General features: G+C 68.9%; 15 protein-coding genes. 6 read left to right on the forward strand and 9 right to left on the reverse strand.

The annotated features are described in order from the left end of the window. Positions 1 to 16: 16 nt before the first annotated feature. Together G7B67_RS06415 and G7B67_RS06420 are read right to left on the reverse strand one after the other, a co-directional pair. Positions 17 to 280: a hypothetical protein gene (locus G7B67_RS06415; RefSeq protein WP_166209674.1), complete on the reverse strand. Its 264-nt coding sequence runs from the start codon at positions 278 to 280 to the stop codon at positions 17 to 19. A 185-nt stretch (positions 281 to 465) separates the two neighbouring features. Continuing rightward, a complete protein-coding gene (locus G7B67_RS06420; RefSeq protein ID WP_166209676.1) occupies positions 466 to 2,112 on the reverse strand; it encodes a phytoene desaturase family protein in 1,647 nt (548 codons plus the stop codon). A 116-nt stretch (positions 2,113 to 2,228) separates the two neighbouring features. On the opposite strand from G7B67_RS06420, the gene G7B67_RS06425 reads away from it, so the two are divergent. Continuing rightward, positions 2,229 to 2,774, forward strand: coding sequence for a TlpA family protein disulfide reductase (locus tag G7B67_RS06425; protein ID WP_166209678.1), 546 nt, complete (start codon positions 2,229 to 2,231; stop codon positions 2,772 to 2,774). Between the two features lie 199 nt (positions 2,775 to 2,973). Here G7B67_RS06425 and G7B67_RS06430 read toward each other — a convergent pair whose 3' ends face one another. The 6 genes from G7B67_RS06430 to G7B67_RS06455 form a co-directional block, all read right to left on the reverse strand. After that, a complete protein-coding gene (locus tag G7B67_RS06430) occupies positions 2,974 to 3,924 on the reverse strand; it encodes a hypothetical protein (protein ID WP_166209680.1) in 951 nt (316 codons plus the stop codon). Between the two features lie 100 nt (positions 3,925 to 4,024). After that, positions 4,025 to 4,414 carry a DUF2946 family protein gene (locus G7B67_RS06435; RefSeq protein WP_166209682.1) on the reverse strand — a complete coding sequence of 130 codons (390 nt, stop codon included), beginning with the start codon at positions 4,412 to 4,414 and terminating at the stop codon, positions 4,025 to 4,027. Positions 4,415 to 4,735: 321 nt separating this feature from the next. After that, positions 4,736 to 6,460, reverse strand: coding sequence for a sialidase family protein (locus G7B67_RS06440; protein ID WP_166209684.1), 1,725 nt, complete (start codon positions 6,458 to 6,460; stop codon positions 4,736 to 4,738). Between the two features lie 288 nt (positions 6,461 to 6,748). Beyond that, complete coding sequence (groL, locus tag G7B67_RS06445; protein ID WP_166209686.1) at positions 6,749 to 8,392, reverse strand: chaperonin GroEL; 1,644 nt, start codon at positions 8,390 to 8,392, stop codon at positions 6,749 to 6,751. Between the two features lie 55 nt (positions 8,393 to 8,447). After that, entirely contained in the window at positions 8,448 to 8,735 is a 288-nt protein-coding gene (gene groES / locus G7B67_RS06450; RefSeq protein ID WP_166209688.1) for a co-chaperone GroES, read from the reverse strand. A 286-nt stretch (positions 8,736 to 9,021) separates the two neighbouring features. Then, positions 9,022 to 10,281: a threonine/serine exporter family protein gene (locus tag G7B67_RS06455; RefSeq protein WP_243412275.1), complete on the reverse strand. Its 1,260-nt coding sequence runs from the start codon at positions 10,279 to 10,281 to the stop codon at positions 9,022 to 9,024. Between the two features lie 115 nt (positions 10,282 to 10,396). Between G7B67_RS06455 and G7B67_RS06460 the strand changes: the two genes are divergently transcribed. The 4 genes from G7B67_RS06460 to G7B67_RS06475 all read left to right on the forward strand — a co-directional run bounded on the left by G7B67_RS06460 (position 10,397) and on the right by G7B67_RS06475 (position 14,113). Further along, the gene (locus tag G7B67_RS06460; RefSeq protein ID WP_166209693.1) at positions 10,397 to 11,575 is read left to right on the forward strand and encodes an MlaE family ABC transporter permease; all 1,179 of its coding nucleotides are present in this window, start codon (positions 10,397 to 10,399) and stop codon (positions 11,573 to 11,575) included. A gap of 1 nt (position 11,576) precedes the next feature. Then, complete coding sequence (locus G7B67_RS06465) at positions 11,577 to 12,398, forward strand: ABC transporter ATP-binding protein (RefSeq protein ID WP_166209696.1); 822 nt, start codon at positions 11,577 to 11,579, stop codon at positions 12,396 to 12,398. Between the two features lie 102 nt (positions 12,399 to 12,500). Beyond that, positions 12,501 to 13,427 (forward strand): MlaD family protein, encoded by a 927-nt coding sequence (locus G7B67_RS06470; protein WP_166209699.1) that lies wholly within the window; start codon positions 12,501 to 12,503, stop codon positions 13,425 to 13,427. Continuing rightward, positions 13,424 to 14,113, forward strand: coding sequence for an ABC-type transport auxiliary lipoprotein family protein (locus G7B67_RS06475; RefSeq protein WP_243412276.1), 690 nt, complete (start codon positions 13,424 to 13,426; stop codon positions 14,111 to 14,113). Before G7B67_RS06470 ends, G7B67_RS06475 begins: the two co-directional genes overlap by 4 nt. 136 nt (positions 14,114 to 14,249) lie before the next feature. Here the strand turns inward: G7B67_RS06475 and G7B67_RS06480 are convergent, their stop codons facing one another. After that, positions 14,250 to 14,849 carry an alpha-ketoglutarate-dependent dioxygenase AlkB family protein gene (locus tag G7B67_RS06480; RefSeq protein ID WP_166209702.1) on the reverse strand — a complete coding sequence of 200 codons (600 nt, stop codon included), beginning with the start codon at positions 14,847 to 14,849 and terminating at the stop codon, positions 14,250 to 14,252. Between the two features lie 80 nt (positions 14,850 to 14,929). On the opposite strand from G7B67_RS06480, the gene G7B67_RS06485 reads away from it, so the two are divergent. Continuing rightward, positions 14,930 to 16,561, forward strand: coding sequence for an electron transfer flavoprotein-ubiquinone oxidoreductase (locus G7B67_RS06485; protein WP_166209705.1), 1,632 nt, complete (start codon positions 14,930 to 14,932; stop codon positions 16,559 to 16,561). Position 16,562 lies beyond the last annotated feature (1 nt).

A 16,562-nucleotide genomic window follows, 5' to 3' on the forward strand; every position in this document is an offset into this window, starting at 1 on the left:
TTGCATTGCGCCTGGCTCAGAGCGCCACGGCGCGCGCGGCGTTGACCCGACCGCCGCCATACATCGCATCGTTGCCCGGCTTGCCGAGGTCATCCGCGCTGGCGCGCAGGATCCGCTCGACTTCGGACGGGGCGATGTGCCCGCCATGCTTGCAGACAATCAGCGCGGCGAGCCGGCCACGTGCGGGGCCGCCATGCTCGTGCCCGCGGCAAAGCTGCAGGACGATCCACCGCTGGCCGAATACCGACCCGGTGCGATCACCAGATCGAAGAGCCAGCATGGGCGGAGGCCGCCGTCGCCCCCATTCATCCAGGCATTAAAAAAGCCCGCATCGGCGGACCGATGACGGGCTTCTGCTCCCTCCCCCACGTCGGGTGCGATTCCATCGTGAAGGAAACGTTATTCCCGATGCACGCTGCACCGCAGCACGGCCCTGATCGATTCATAAAAGGCCGCCGCTGGTTCTCAGTCGGGACGCGGCTTGCGCCCCAGGTCGCGCAGGATCTCGCGCGCGGCATTGCGGCCCGGCAAGCCAGTGACACCCCCTCCGGGGTGCGTGCCCGCGCCGCACAGGTACAACTGCTGCAGTGCGCCGCGATAGTTGCCCTGGCCCAGCAGCGGGCGCGCGCTGAACAGCTGGTCCAGGCCGAGCGAGCCGTGGAAGATGTCGCCGCCCACGAGGCCGTATTCGCGTTCCAGGTCCAGCGGCGACAGCGCCTTGTAACCGATCACGCTGCGGCGGAAGTTCGGCGCGTAGGCATCGACGGTGTCGATCATCAGCCGCGCCACGGTATCGCGATGCGCGTCCCAGCCGCCGTCGACGTCCGGATGCACGTGCTGGCAGAACAGGCTCGCCACGTGCTGCCCGGCCGGTGCGAGGCGGCTGTCGACCAGCGTGTCGTCCAACGTCGAGGAAATCACCAGCTCGACGATCGGCGCGCGCGACCAGCCGCCGTTGTACTGCTTTGACTTCGCATCGAAATAGGCCTGCTCGAAATACTGCAGCGACGGCCCGACCAGGATCCCCGACTGGTGGTGCGGCTGCAGCCGGGTGCCGGGCGCGGCGGCGAAGTCGGGCAACTCCGACAGCGCCACGTTCATCCGGAAGGTGCCCGAGCCGCAGCGATAGCGATCCATGCGCTGCGCGACATCGGCCTCGAGGTCGCCGCGTGCGACCAGGCGCTGGTAGAGCAGCTTGGGATTGACGTTGGAGACGATGGTTTTCGCCCGCAACTCGCGGCCATCGGCCAGGCGCACGCCGACCGCCTTGCCGGCCTTGCCTGCGCCGTGCTCGACCAGCACCCGCTCCACCGCCGCGCCGGTGTCGACGACCACCCCGCGCGCGGCGCATTCGGCGGCGATTGCCTGCGTGATCGCGCCCATGCCGCCGATCGCATGGCCCCAGACACCGGACTTGCCGTTGACCTCGCCGAAGACGTGGTGCAGCAGCACGTACGCCGACCCCGGCGTATAGGGACTGGCGAAATTGCCGACCACCGAGTCCCAGCCGAGCGCCGCCTTGAGCGGTTCGGATTCGAACCACGCATCGAGCAGTTCGCCCGCGGACTTGGTGAACAGGTCGAGCAGGTCGCGCCGGCCGCGCATGTCCAGGTGCTTGAGCTGCTTGCCGACGCCGAGCGCGCCGATCCAGTCGGCGAGCACGAACCCCTCGCTCACGTTCGGCGGCGTGCGCACCATCAACTCGCGCAGGACCGCGACCACGCGATCGAGCATCGCGTAATACTCCGGCAGGCGCGCGGCGTCGCGCGTGGACCACTTCGCCACTTCGGACTGGGTGTCGGGCCCGCCCAGGCGGAAGCAACGGCCGTCGGGCAGCGGCAGGAAGTTGGCGTAGGGCCGTTCGACCACGCGCAATCCATGCTGGTGCAGGCGCAGGTCGGCGATGACTTTGGGGTTGAGCAGGCTGACGGTGTAGCTGGCGGTGGAATTGCGGAAGCCCGGGACGAATTCCTCGGTGACCGCTGCGCCGCCGACGATGCCGCGACGCTCGAGCACGCGCACCTTGAGCCCGGCGCCTGCCAGGTAGGCCGCGCAGACCAGGCCGTTGTGGCCGCCGCCGATGATCAGCACGTCGCTGGTGTCGCTGCCCATGGGCGCTCGTCTCCTGGATGAACACGCAGGATAGCGAGCGGCCCGCGAGCGCGCCAAATTGACGGTGCCCGACGGTCGCCCCGCTATCATCGAGCGTCCGTTCCGCGAGGCCTGCCATGCGACTGTTGGCATTTGCGCTGTTGCTGCTGTCCTGCGCGCTGCCAGGCGCTGCCGCTGCGCGCGGCCTGGCGGTCGGCCAGCCGGCGCCGGCGATCGAGGCCACGCTGCTCGACGGCCGCCATTTCTCGCTGGCCGATGCGCGCGGAAAGGTGGTCGTGGTCAACGTCTGGGCCACGTGGTGCGGGCCGTGCCGGGCGGAGATGCCGGCGTTGCAGGCGTTCTACACCGCGCATGCGGGCGACGGCCTGGTCGTGCTTGCGATCAGTGCCGACGATCCGGATGACATCGACAAGGTGCGCGCGGTGATGCGCGACTTCAGTTATCCGGCGGCGATGGCGGACGCGACCAGGTTCGCGGGCTACGGGCGCCTGTGGCGGGTGCCGTTGACGTTCGTGGTCGATCGCGACGGCGTGTTGCGGCGCGACGGTTTCAAGGCCGCGCCGACCATCGACGCGGCGGTACTGGAACGCGATGTGCTGCCGTGGTTGCAGGCGGGCGCGCCTACGGCGGCGACGCCTTCGCCGGGGACGGCCGCGCACTGAGTGCGGCACGGCTCGAAGGGCGACCGTTCGTGGAAGATGCATCGGCCCGGGCGCGCGACACCATGCGGTGCCGAAAAGCTCGCGACTGAAGCCGCTCCTACGGGCGGGCGTCTACATCCCAGTGGCCGTAGCCCGCGTAAGCGCAGCGCACCCGGGGCCACGACTTGAATCCACCAGCCACATGCACGCGGTCGGCGACTCAGAACGCGTAGTGCAGCCCCAATGACGCGGTCCAGTGCGGCGCCAGCTGGAAGCCGTTGACGCGCTGGTACAGCGGCACCTGCACGAACCCGTAGGCATGCAGGCGACGGCTGACCTCGACGCTGATGCCGGGACTGAGGTCGAGCAGCGTGCCGCCGCTGTTTTCGACATCGGCCTGCGCGCCGCTGTCGCGCCGTTGCGCGCGCAGGTTGAGCTGCAATTGCGGCGTCACCCGCGGATGGGCCATGTAGCGCACTCCCGCGTTGAGGTTGATCGACGCGCCGGTGCGGTAATCGTCGCGCGAATCCAGCGCGACCTGCAGTTGTCCCTGGCCGAACCAGTCGAAATCCTGGTTGATCGTGCCGAACCGATACCCGCCCAGCAGCAGGTCGGTGGTGCCCGAGCCCGGCTGCAGGCCGCGATCGAGCCGTTCGCCGGCCTCGCTGCCGCTGGCGAAGCGCACGTCGTGGCTTCCGGTCGGCAACTTCAGGCCGAACTGGATGCCGGCGTCGTGCTGCGCGGTGAATCCCTGGTAGCGCGCCAGCACGCGCACGTCGCCGATGCTGCTCGAATGCGACGACGACGGCGTGGCCTCGCCCTGCGGGTATGTCGTATGCGATCGGTTGGCATACGGCAGTTGCAGGTTGATGCCCCAGTCGGCATTGGGGCTGTAGTCCAATCCGAGCGTCGTGTAGCGGTTGATCGTGTCGTCCTCGATCTCGCGCGACTGCGGCAGGGTGATCGAATCGCGGTCCACGGCGTCGGTGCCACTGCGCAGCTGCGACTGGTCGATGAAGTCATGGCGCAGGTCGATGCGGAAACCCGATTCGGTGGCGAAGCCCTGGCTGTCCCAGTCCGAGCTGAGCGTGCAGCCGCAGCTGGAGCAGGCCTGGGCGGCCGAAGGCAGGAAAATGACGCCGAAGACGGCGCCGCTCAGAAGTCGTCGCATGTGGGCAATTCCAGAAGGGGCCCATCCATCCTCCGCGCCGTGGCGGAAACAGACAGCCCGTGATGTCGAAAGCGCGGCGGATGCGCCTGTGCTTGCCGGTTCAGGCCACCGCCGGTGGCCCGCGCGCGCCGAGACCGGGGGTGGTTGCACGGGCGGGCGGCGGGGTGGCCAGGGCCGCGGGTACCGGTCGGACCGGAGTTACGGCAACGACCGCCAGCGCCAGGCATGCCGTCGGCACGGCCTCCACCAGCAGCGCGCAGTAGACGCAGTCCAGCCCGTGCGCGTGCGGCGGCGGCATGGGCACGGGCGTGCCGGTCGTCGATGCCGGCGGCGCATGCCGATGGGCCATGGCCATGGCCACGGGCTGCGGTGAGTGGAGATGCGGATGCGCCGGCAGCGCCAACCGCCCGAGCGTGGGCAGCGTGGTGAGCAGCAGCGCGGCGGCCAGCGCCAGTCGCGACAGCATCCGGTGGAACACGATTCGACGCATCGCGACATGGTAGCGGACGGCTGCATGGCGCCCGTGACTGGCGGACCAATCCGACGCGGGCGCGGCGCCACGAAGCGCGCGCCGCCTCGCCTTCGCAGGCGCGATTGCCAGACCCGGGGCATCGTGGACGAGGCCGCTGCACGCAACCCCGACGCACCGCCGTGCCGGATCGGCATCGCCGATGGTGCGAGGCGATCCGGATTCCCGGGCCCCGTGACGCGGCGCCATCGCCCGATCGCACGCAGCCGCCACGACGATCCATCATCGCCACTGGCGCAGCAAAGGCCCGCTTGCGCGGGGCCAGGGCGACCCGCCCGCCGGCTACGGCCTGAACCAGCCCCCGTAGATGCTGCTCGCGCCGAAAGTGTCCGGACAGTCGTTCTGCAGCGCCGGCTGCGCCGTCGGCGTTCCGTCCAAGGTCGCCTGGCGGTAGGCGTTGACCACCGGGCAGAGGGACGTGTCGCGCACGTCGTTCCAGGCGGCGAAGACGCCATCGTTGGTTGCCCAGGCGGTGTTGTAGTCGCCGAGGAACTCGGTAGGCTCGGTTTGGGCCGTCGACCCCCGTGCATCGGCGATCGTGCCGGTGTGGAGCGTGGTCCAGGTCTCGAGGATGCCCCACGAGGCCTGTCGGACGACGCCGAGCATTCGCCGCGCGCCAGCCAGCGTGTCGCGCCATGGATCGAGGTAGGCGTTGTAGACCACGTAGACGTTGGCACCGTCGGGCGAGATCGCGACGGCCGGCTGGTTGACCCGGTCTCCGGCGCGCCCGAAGGCCTGCGGCAAGCCGTAGGTCGCGCCCTTGTTGGACGACGCGATCAGCCAGCCCTGTTCGCGGTTCGTGCCGTTGCGGTCATCGGACCAGGCCACGACGACGCGGTTCGTCGCTCCGGTGCCGCTCGGAGCGCCGTTGGCGATGTCGATCGTGGGGGCATTCCAGGTTCGCGCGCCGGCGACGCCGTCGATCGAGAAGGTGCCTTGCAGGGGATCGACCTGGCCGATCGCGGTCGTCGTGGCGATCGCGCGCGGCTTCTCGAAACGAACGCCGCCGTCCCACGACCGCGCCTGGTAGATGACGCTGCCCTTGGTGGTGACGGTGTCGCTGCGCCCGCTCCAGATGAGGACGACGACGCCGTCGCTGGTGGTGCGGATGCTGCAGGCCTGGCGGCCGCCGGTCTGGGGGTTGTTGGTCGCGGCCGAAAGCTGCCGGGTCGACCAGGTGCTGCCGCCATCGGTCGACCGGGCGAACAGCACCGGCTCGGGGACGGAGCCGCCATTGAAGTTGCCGCGGAAACCGACGTTGCATTCATAGACGTTGCCGAAGAAGGGGCTCGACGCGGCGTTGTCGACCCACAGCTGGTTCTTGTCGTTGATGACGGCGGCGTTCTGCTTGGACACGATCACCGGGGCCATCCAGGCCGACTTGGCCCCGGCCATCGCGCCGCCGACGTCATCCGTCCGCGATACGGTGATCGCACTCACGCCCTTGAAGCCCGGGTCGCCCGGCAAGGACAGCGCGATGGCGGCGTAATACAGCCGCGAGCCGTTGTTCCAGGAGAAGTGGCCCTGCGCGTCCGGCTTCGGTCCGAACGCCAGCACGGGGTCGCCGATGGAGACCATCCCGTGCGCGTCGTACCAGGGCAGCGTGCTGATCGGTCCGCTCGGGTCGGGGACGCACTCTTCCGGCCCGAGGCAGTCCCGCGCCGAGATGCCGCTGTACGTCGGTGCGGTCCAGGTGGTCCCTGCGTCGGTCGAGAACGAGATCCCGGCCCCGCCGACCCCATCCGTGTAGGGGCAGGTTGTCGGGTCACCGGCATTGCAGGCCTCGCCGTCCGGGTTGTCGTTCACGCCAGCGGCGAGGATGTTCGGATGCGCCGGGTCGACGGCGACGAACGGCTCGTTTTCCCTGCTCTGGCTGAAGAGGTGCTTGTCGCTGCCGTAGTCGATGAAGGTGTCGGCGGCGGCGACGGGCGCCGTGGGCGCGAGCAGCGCCAGGCTCCCGACGAGGACATGGACACGCGATCTCGGATCGAGCTGTAGTCGGACCATGGCTGGAATCTCCCGCGCGCGGCGATGGCGCCGCGGAGTATGGGAACGCCCCTTCCGGTCCGCTGCGGCCAGGACAGGGCGTCGGGGACCGCCGCTTCGCCTGCCGCCGCAGTGGACCGCGCTAATTCACCATGCTGAATACGCGCTCGCGGCGATCCCCCGGAGCGTCACGGGACATGAGGCGGCCACGGCGATCCAGGACGGACGCCGGCCGCTGCCTTGCCAGCCCAAAAGAGAAAGCCCCGCGCGAGCGGGGCTTTCGATGTGCAACCAGTTGAAGGCGTGGACTCAGAAATCCATGCCGCCCATGCCGCCCATGCCACCGCCGCCGCCACCCATGGCCGGCTCTTCCTTCTTCGGCAGCTCGCCCACCATCGCTTCGGTGGTGATCATCAGGCCGGCGATCGACGCCGCATTCTGCAGCGCGGTGCGCGTGACCTTGGTGGGGTCCAGGATGCCCATCGCGACCATGTCGCCGTACTCGCCGGTCTGCGCGTTGTAGCCGAAATTGCCGCTACCGTCCTTGACCTTGTTGAGCACGACCGACGGCTCCTCGCCGGCATTGGTGACGATTTCGCGCAGCGGCGCTTCCATCGCGCGCAGGGCGATCTGGATGCCGTGGTTCTGGTCTTCGTTGACACCCTTGATCTTGCCGACCGCGGTCAGCGCGCGGATCAGGGCAACGCCGCCGCCCGGGACCACGCCTTCTTCCACCGCCGCGCGGGTTGCGTGCAGGGCGTCTTCGACGCGCGCCTTCTTTTCCTTCATCTCGATCTCGGTCGAGGCACCGACCTTGATCACGGCCACGCCACCGGCGAGCTTGGCGACGCGCTCCTGCAGCTTCTCGCGGTCGTAGTCCGAAGAGGTCTCTTCGATCTGCGCCTTGATCTGCTTGATGCGGCCTTCGATGCCCGACGTTTCGCCGGCGCCGTCGATGATCGTGGTGTTTTCCTTGGTGACCTGGATCTTCTTGGCGCGGCCGAGATCCTTGATCGTGGCCTTCTCCAGCGACAGGCCGACTTCCTCGGAAATCACGGTGCCGCCGGTGAGGACCGCCATGTCTTCCAGCATCGCCTTGCGACGATCGCCAAAGCCCGGCGCCTTGACCGCGCACACCTTGACGATGCCGCGGATGGTGTTGACGACGAGCGTGGCGAGGGCTTCGCCTTCGACTTCCTCGGCGACGATCAGCAGCGGCTTGCCCGACTTGGCGACGCCTTCCAGCACCGGCAGCAGGTCGCGCACGTTGGAGATCTTCTTGTCGTGCAGCAGGATGAACGGATCATCCAGCTCGGCCGACATCGACTGCTGGTTGTTGATGAAGTACGGCGAGAGGTAGCCGCGGTCGAACTGCATGCCCTCGACGACGTCGAGTTCGTTGTCCAGGCCCGAGCCTTCCTCGACGGTGATGACGCCTTCCTTGCCGACCTTCTTCATCGCGTCGGCGATGATGTTGCCGATCGACTCGTCGGAGTTCGCCGAGATCGTGCCGACCTGCGCGATCGCGTTGTCGTCGGCGGTGGGCTTGGAGATGTTCTTCAGCTCGGCGACGGCGGCGGTCACGGCCTTGTCGATGCCGCGCTTGAGGTCCATCGGGTTCATGCCGGCGGCGACCGCCTTCATGCCTTCGCGGATCAGCGCCTGCGCCAGCACGGTCGCGGTGGTGGTGCCGTCACCGGCGTTGTCGGAAGTCTTGGACGCGACTTCCTTCACCATCTGCGCGCCCATGTTCTCGAACTTGTCGGCCAGCTCGATCTCCTTGGCGACGGACACGCCGTCCTTGGTGATCGTCGGGGCGCCGTAGCTCTTCTCGAGCACGACATTGCGGCCCTTCGGGCCGAGCGTTGCCTTGACGGCATTGGCGAGAATGTTCACGCCGCGCACCATCTTCGCGCGCGCGTCCTCACCGAAACGGATTTCCTTGGCAGCCATTGCGTTTACCTCTGTCGGATTTCAGGAATGGGGTTGGGACGGGAAGCGAGATCGATCAGCCGAGCACGGCGAAGATGTCGTCTTCCTTCACCACCAGGTAGTCGGTGCCGTCGAGCTTCACTTCGGTGCCGCTGTACTTGCCGAACAGGACCTTGTCACCGGCCTTGACCTTGGGCGCGCGCAGCGAGCCGTTGTCCAGCGCCTTGCCCTCGCCGACCGCGACCACTTCGCCCTTGATCGGCTTCTCGGTGGCGGAGTCGGGGATGACGATGCCGCCGGCGGACATCTTTTCTTCTTCCATGCGCTTGATGACGACGCGGTCGTAAAGCGGCTTGATGTTCATTCGACAACCTCTTAAGTGGTTGATTGGGTTAGGAAACGGCCGGCAATTCTAGCACTCGACAGGAGCGAGTGCCAAAACCCGGCAACAGGAATGCCCGTGCAACGGGACTGCGCCCGAGATGGGGTGGCGGGCGGGGGTTTCAAGGGCGGGTGCCCGGCGCGAGCGGAATCCGTAGGAGCCGTAGCCCGGGTAAGCGCAAGCGCACCCGGGGTCGTTCCGGCGGGGTCGCGAATCGCACTGTCATCCCGGGTGCGCTGCGCTTACCCGGGCTACGGGGGGTGTCGGGCTAGAGGTTGCGCCGCGTGGGCAACAGCAGGTTGCCGAACAGCAGGCCGGCGATCAGCGCCAGCAGGATGTTCATCACCGTCAGCGCGCCGCTTTGTCCGACGGCGACGTCCTGCTGCTGGACCAGGTCCATCACCCCGCGCAGGCTGGCGCTGCCGGGGACCAGCATCAGGATCCCCGGCACCCGCACCAGCGCGCCCGGGCGCTTGATCCAGCGCGCATACCCGTTGCCCGCGGCGGTCATCAGCAGGGCCGAAAGGAAGATCCCGGCGGGGCTGCCCCAGGCCTGCCCCGCCAGGCGCGAGACGAGGTAGCCGGCGATCGCCGCCAGCATCACCAGCGGATAATCGCGCCGCATCGCGCGCAGCAGCACGGCGAAGGCATAGGCCGCCAGCGCCAGCGACGCCCATTCCACCCAGTCCGGTTGCGGCCGCAGCGCGCGCACCTGCGGTTCGATGCCCAGCAGCCGCGCCAGCGCCAGGGCGATGGCGGTGCCGACGGCGAGCTTCATCACCGTGGTCAGTGCGCCGGCGAAGCGCGCGGTGCCCGAGACGAGGTGCTGGCTGGTCAGCTCGTTGACCGCATTGGTCAGGCTCATCCCGGGCAGCAGCACGATCAGCGAGGCGATGATCACCGTATTGAGGTTGAGCGGCGCCACGAACGCGGCGACCAGGATCGCCACGGCACCGGCCAGCAGCCCAGCCAGGGCCTCGCCGGCTTCGCGCACCTGCGGCCGGCGGCGGGCGACGAATTCGATCGACCCGATCAGCAACCCGGTCACCGTCGCCACCCCGATATCCAGCCACGGCAGCCGCAGCAGTCCGCCAACCGCGCCTGCCGCCAGGCCCAGGCCCAGCAGTTGCATCGCCTGCCAGCGCCAGCCGCGCGGCTGGTCGATCCGGCGCAGCGCCGCATGCCCGGCGACCAGGTCCAGCCGCCCGGCCATCACCTCCTCGGCGATGCGGTCCACTTCGCACAGCCGCGCCAGGTCGGTGTCGCCCGGCGGCAGCCGGATCACGCGGGTGGTATCGCTCTCGCCCGGCGGCCGCGCCGGATCGCTGAAGGTGAGGATCAGCCCGGTCGGATTCGACCACGGCTCGCAATCCAGCTTCAGGCTGCTGGCGACGGCGTCCAGCGCGCCCTCCAGGCGCTGCGCGGTGGTGCCGTAGATGTGCAGGCGTTCGGCCAGCTCGACCACGAACGCCAGCCGCCGGGCGTAATCGCGCTGCTCGGCGGACTTCGTTTCGGCGATCGCGTTCATGCTGGGCATCGCCGCAGGATCGCATGCGCGGCATCGCCCTGCAGCCGCGCCGCGGGACGCCTTCGGGCCGAGTCTGTATCCTCGAAACGCCGCCATCCGGCACCGGAATGCATTGATGGGCGTTGCCAGCGCCGCACCCAGCATCGAGCTGATCCAATCTCCCGGCTCCGCGCCCGCACGCGCGCAGTCCACCGATCCCGGGTCCGACCGCACTCCGGACGGCCAGGGCGCGCGCCTGCGATTGCGCGGCGCCTGGACGCTGCATCACGCCAACACGATCAGCCAGGTGTTGCAGGCGGCGCCGGCGCAGGCGGCGGCGATCGACGCCCGCGCGGTCGAACGCCTGGACTCCGCCGGCGTCCTCCAGTTGCTGCGCTTCGCGCGCCGCAACGGGCTGGATTTCGATGCCTTCGAATTCCGCACCGACCACCATGCGCTGGTCGCCGCGATCGAGGATGTCGCCGACGAGCGGCCCAGGCGCAAGCGCGAATACGGATTCGCCGCCGCGCTCGGCCGGCTGGGTTTCGCGGTGGCCGACAACGGCAAGGAGATCGTCGCGCTGGTCAGCTTCCTGGGCGAGAACATCGCCAAGGCGCTGCGCACCATCCGCGAGCCGCGGCGCTTCCGGCTTACCGCCACCGTGTACCACATGGAACAGGTCGGGCTGGACGCGGTGCCGCTGATCGCGCTGCTCGCGTATCTGGTCGGCGCGGTGATCGCGTTCCTCGGCGCCAGCATCCTGGCCGACTTCGGCGCGACGATCTACGTGGTGGAACTGGTGAGCATCGCCTTCCTGCGCGAGTTCGGCGTGCTGCTCACCGCGATCGTGCTCGCCGGGCGCACCGCGAGCGCATTCACCGCGCAGATCGGCGCGATGGTCAGCCGCGAGGAAGTCGATGCGATCCGCACCCTCGGCCTGGATCCGATCGACCTGCTGGTGCATCCGCGCGTCATCGCGCTGGTGGTGATGCTGCCGCTGCTGACCTTCATCGCGATGGTCGCCGGCCTGCTCGGCGGCATGTCGGTCGGCGCCTTCAGCCTGGACATCCCGCCGCAGGCCTACCTGGCGCGGCTGCAGTCGACGATGCACCTGCGGCATTTCCTGGTGGGCATGTCGAAGGCGCCGGTCTTCGCGCTGATCATCGGCCTGATCGGCTGCCTGGAGGGCCTGCAGGTGCAGGGGACCGCGCAGTCGGTGGGCGAACGCACGACGTCCAGCGTCGTGCAGACCATTTCGCTGGTGATCGTGCTCGACGCGATCGCGGCGATCTGGTTCATGCACATGGGCTGGTGACGTGGCGACCGACGCGGCGATTCCAGGCGACGTCGAACCGATCATCCGCGTGCGCGGACTGGTCAACCGGTTCGGCGAGCAGGTCGTGCACGACGGCGTCGACCTGGACGTGCTTCCGGGTGAAATCCTCGGCGTGGTCGGCGGCTCGGGCACCGGCAAGTCGGTGCTGATGCGTTCGATCCTGGGGTTGCGCACGCCCGACGAAGGCCGGATCGAAGTGCTGGGCGTCGATGCGCGCTCGGACGATCCCGCGGACCGCCTGCAGATCGAACGCAACACCGGCGTGCTGTTCCAGGACGGCGCGTTGTTCTCCTCGCTCACCGTCGGGGAGAACGTGCAAGTGCCGCTGAAGGAGCATTGCCGCGACCTGCCCGACTCGCTGCTTTACGAACTGGCGCTGCTGAAGGTCAAACTGGCGGGACTTCCGGCCGATGCGCTCAACAAGCTGCCCTCGCAACTGTCCGGCGGCATGCGCAAGCGGGCGGGACTGGCGCGTGCGCTGGCGCTGGATCCGCCGCTGCTGTTCCTCGACGAGCCGACCGCGGGGCTGGACCCGATCGGCGCGGCTGCCTTCGACAACCTGATCCGTACCCTGCAACAGGCGCTGGGCCTGACGGTGTTTCTCATCACCCACGATCTGGACACCCTGTACGCTATCTGCGACCGCGTGGCGGTGCTCGCGGACCGGAAGGTGGTCGCGGTGGCACCTGTCGCGCAACTCGAGCACCTGGATCACCCCTGGGTGCAGGATTATTTCAACGGCCCGCGCGGACGTGCGGCGCAGGCGACCGCAACGCGGGAATCGCGAGTGGAGATCCGCTGAGATGCACGCTTCGTCCCGCCAGGTCCGCCGTCGCTTGCCTGCCACCCGCGCAATTCCATGCGCGCGCGCCCGGCATTCCCACACCCGGACCCCGAGCCGCTGATGGAAACCAAGGCCAACTACGTCCTGATCGGCGCCTTCACCATCCTCACCGCGGTGTTGCTGCTGCTGTTCGGCCTGTGGGCGGCGAAGTATTCGTCCGAGCGCAGCTGGACCGAATATGCCGTGGTGTTCAACGAGCCGGTCACCGGCCTGACCGAAGGCAGCTCGGTGCAGTACAACGGCATTTCCGTAGGCACCGTCGAATCGCTGCGGCTGGCGCCCAATGATCCGCGCCAGGTGCTGGCACGATTGAAGCTGCAGGCCGACACCCCGGTGAAGGTCGACACCAAGGCCAAGATGTCGATCACCGGCCTGACCGGCAGTCCCTTCATCCAGCTCACCGGCGGCAGCCCGAAGGCGCCGTGGCTGACCGCGGTCGACCATCGCGACGTACCTGTGATCAAGACCGAAGCCTCGGCGTTGCAGAACATCGCCGACACCGCCAACCGCCTGGTCGCGCGCATGGACGAGGTGCTCAGCGAAGAGAACGTCAAGCACATCGCCAGCACGCTGCAGAACATCGACGCGCTCACCGGTTCGGTCGCCGCGCAGCGGCAGGACCTGCGGGCGCTGATCGTCAGTGCGCGGCGCTCCAGCGAGCAGCTGGAAAAAACCCTGGCGTCCACCAACCACGCCGTCGATGGCGTCAACCGCGAGCTGGTCGACAAGCTGCCGGGCCTGGTGGGCAAGCTCGACGACACCCTGACGAAACTCGATGCCGCCGCCGGCAACGCCAACGGCATCCTGGGCGAGAATCGCACGGCGATCCGCAGCTTCGCCAACGACGGCCTCGGCCAGCTCGGGCCGACATTGAGCGAGCTGCGCGCGCTGGTGCGCGACCTGCGCCGGATCAGCGACCGCCTCGAAGGCAGCCCCGCGCGGTACATCCTCGGCCGTGACGCACCCAAGGAGTTCGAACCCAAATGACGGCGCCATCGACAGGCATGCGGCGGGAATCGAACTTCGGCCCGCGCGCGCACCGGCGCACTGGCGTCGCGCTCATCGCGCTCATCGCACTGCCGCTGCTTGGCGGCTGTTCGCTGCTGGGCGGCCAGCGGACGCCGGCGACGATCTACGCGCCCGATCCGCGCGTGGCTCCGGATCCGGCGTGGCCGGCCGTGGACTGGCAGCTGGAAATCGCCAGTCCCGACGCCGCGCGCATGCTCGACAGCCAGCGCATCGCGGTGCGCCCCACGCCCGGCCAGCTGGAGGTCTACAAGGGTGCGAGCTGGGCGACCTCGCCGAGCAACCAGGTGCAGACCGCGGTGCTGCGCGCACTGGAGGACTCCAACAAGATCGCTGCCGTCGCGCGCAAGGGCAGCGGCCTGGCCGCCGACTACACGCTGCTGATGGAACTACGCCGCTACGACGCCGACTATGCCGGCCACGCCGTGCCCGCGGCCACGATCGAAGTCAACGCCAAGCTGCTGCGCTCGCCCGACCAGGCGATCATCGCCTCCCGCACGTTCCTGCAGGCGGTTCCAGCCACGGCGACCGACACCGCGTCGGTGGCACGGGCGTTCGATACGGCGCTCACGACGATTGCTCACGATGTCGCCGGCTGGACGCTGTTGAGCGGCCAGCAAGCCCATTCCACCCCCGCCAGGCCCTAGCCGCGATTGCCCTTCGCGGCCGCTCCCCCGGCGGGCTTTGACCGACGCCGCCGTTCGCGTTCGCGCCACGCGATCGGCGGCTGTCTGGATCACCCCGGCGCCGGACAAGATCGCCCGCGCGATCGGCGATGTCGCTTCAGCCACGCGCCTCCGGTCCGATGCGCCGGAAGGTGAGGTTGATGCGCGGCCCTACCGGTTTCGCCGTTGCCGGCAAGGCGTGCTGGTAAGCGGCCTGGGTATCGCCGGCCATCAGCAACAGGCTGCCGTGGCCAAGGACGATGGCGTGCTTCCGGGCCGGCTCGTCGCGCCGCCTGAAGACGAAGCGCCGCCGCGCCCCCAGGCTCAGCGACGCGATCACCGGTCGCGAGCCCAGTTCGCGCTCGTTGTCGCGGTGCCAACCCATGCGGTCGCGGCCATCGCGATAGAGGTTGGCGAGCACGCTGTTGAAATCGATCCCCAGTTCGTCCTGCAGGCGCGCGCGGACCGGCAGCATCGCCCCCGGCCATTCGTGCGGCGTGAAGCGGGTGCCCGAATAGGCGTAGCTCGCATGCGGATCGCCAATCCAGCAGCTGCGCCGCGGGGAATCCACGGCGCGGCCGAACAAGCGGATGCGGTGCACCTCCCATTCCACGTCGTCCAGCAGCGCCGCCAGCAGCGCATCCGCGGCGGGCGGTTCCAGCCAGGCCGGATCCAGCGCCACCGCGGCGGCGGGCAATGCGAGCGGGACGAGCGCCATCGCCGGATGCTGCCGATTTGCCGCATCCGCTGCAAACCCCGAGAATCGCAGCCCGGCAACGAAGCGAGCGGAGAAGCGGCATGAGCGAAGTCGAGCGCGACGTGATGGAGTACGACGTCGTCACCGTCGGCGCCGGCCCGGCCGGGCTGTCGTTCGCGATCAGGCTCAAGCAGTGCAACCCCGAGCTGAGCGTGTGCGTGATCGAGAAGGGCGCCACCGTCGGCGCGCACATCCTGTCCGGCGCGGTGATCGAACCCGGCCCGCTGGACGCGCTGTTGCCCGGCTGGCGCGACAACCCGCCACCGATCTGCGTGCCCGCCGCCGAAGACGAATTCTGGCTGCTGTCGAAAACCGGCGCACGCAAGCTGCCGGTGCCGCCGGGCATGCACAACCGCGGCAACTTCATCGTCAGCCTCGGCGCGCTGTGCGCGTGGCTGGCGCCGCAGGCCGAAGCGCTGGGCGTGGAAATCTATCCCGGCTTCGCCGCGGCCGAGGCCCTGCATGACCCCGACGGCCGCGTCGCCGGCGTGCGCATCGGCGACATGGGCGTGGCGAAGGACGGCTCGCACAAGCCCGGCTACACCGCCGGGATCGACATCCGGGCCAAGGTCTCGGTGCTCGCCGAAGGCGCGCGCGGCAGCCTGACCAAGCAGCTGGTCAAGCGCTTCCGGCTCGATGCCGACAGCGATCCGCAGGCCTACTCGATCGGCATCAAGGAGCTGTGGCAACTGCCCGCCGGCCGCGCCACGCCGGGGAAGATCGTGCACACGCTCGGCTGGCCGGCGAGCAACGACATCTATGGCGGCAGCTTCCTCTACCACCTGGATGGCGACCGCGTCGCGCTGGGCTACGTCAGCGGACTGGATTACCGCGACCCGGACTACAAGCCCTGGGAAGCCTTCCAGCAATGGAAGAACCACCCCACGGTCGCGCCGCTGCTCGAGGGCGGCAGCATCGTCTCGGCCGGCGCGCGCGCGATCGTCACCGGCGGCTGGCAGTCGCTGCCCAAGGTCGAGATGCCCGGCGCGCTGCTGATCGGCGACGGCGCCGGCCTGCTCAACGTGCCCAAGATCAAGGGCACCCACCAGGCGATCCGCAGCGGCATGCTCGCCGCCGAGCACCTGGCGCAGTCGCTGGACCCGCGCGGGTTCGATGCGAAGCTGCGTGCCTCGCCGGCGGTCGCCGAGCTGCGCCAGGTGCGCAACATCAAGCCCGGCTTCAAGCGCGGCCTGTGGTTCGGGTTGTTGAACGCGGCGTGGGAAACGGTCACCGGCGGACGTTCGCCGTGGACGCTCAAGGTCAAGCCCGACTGGTGCTCGCTGGACAAACTGGACGCGGATGCCCGGCGCGCCGACGACCGTGCGCGCGGCTACGTCCAGCGCACGCTGCCGCCGCGCGACCGCCTGCAGGGCGTGTACTTCGCCGCCACCGAGCACGACGAGGACCAGCCGGTGCACCTGGTGGTGCACGACACCAACATCTGCATCGAGCGATGCACGGTCGAATACGGCAATCCGTGCACGCGCTTCTGCCCGGCCAACGTCTACGAGATCGTCGACGTGGTGACCGGTGATCCGGACACCGGCAAGCGCCTGCAGATCAACGCCGCCAACTGCGTGCACTGCAAGACCTGCGACATCAAGGATCCGTACGAAATCATCACCTGGGTGACGCCGGAAGGCGGGTCGGGTCCGAATTACCAGAACCTGTGAC

The sequence above is a fragment of the Cognatiluteimonas telluris genome (assembly GCF_011320095.1).
GTDB classification, from domain to species: Bacteria; Pseudomonadota; Gammaproteobacteria; order Xanthomonadales; family Xanthomonadaceae; genus Cognatiluteimonas; species Cognatiluteimonas telluris.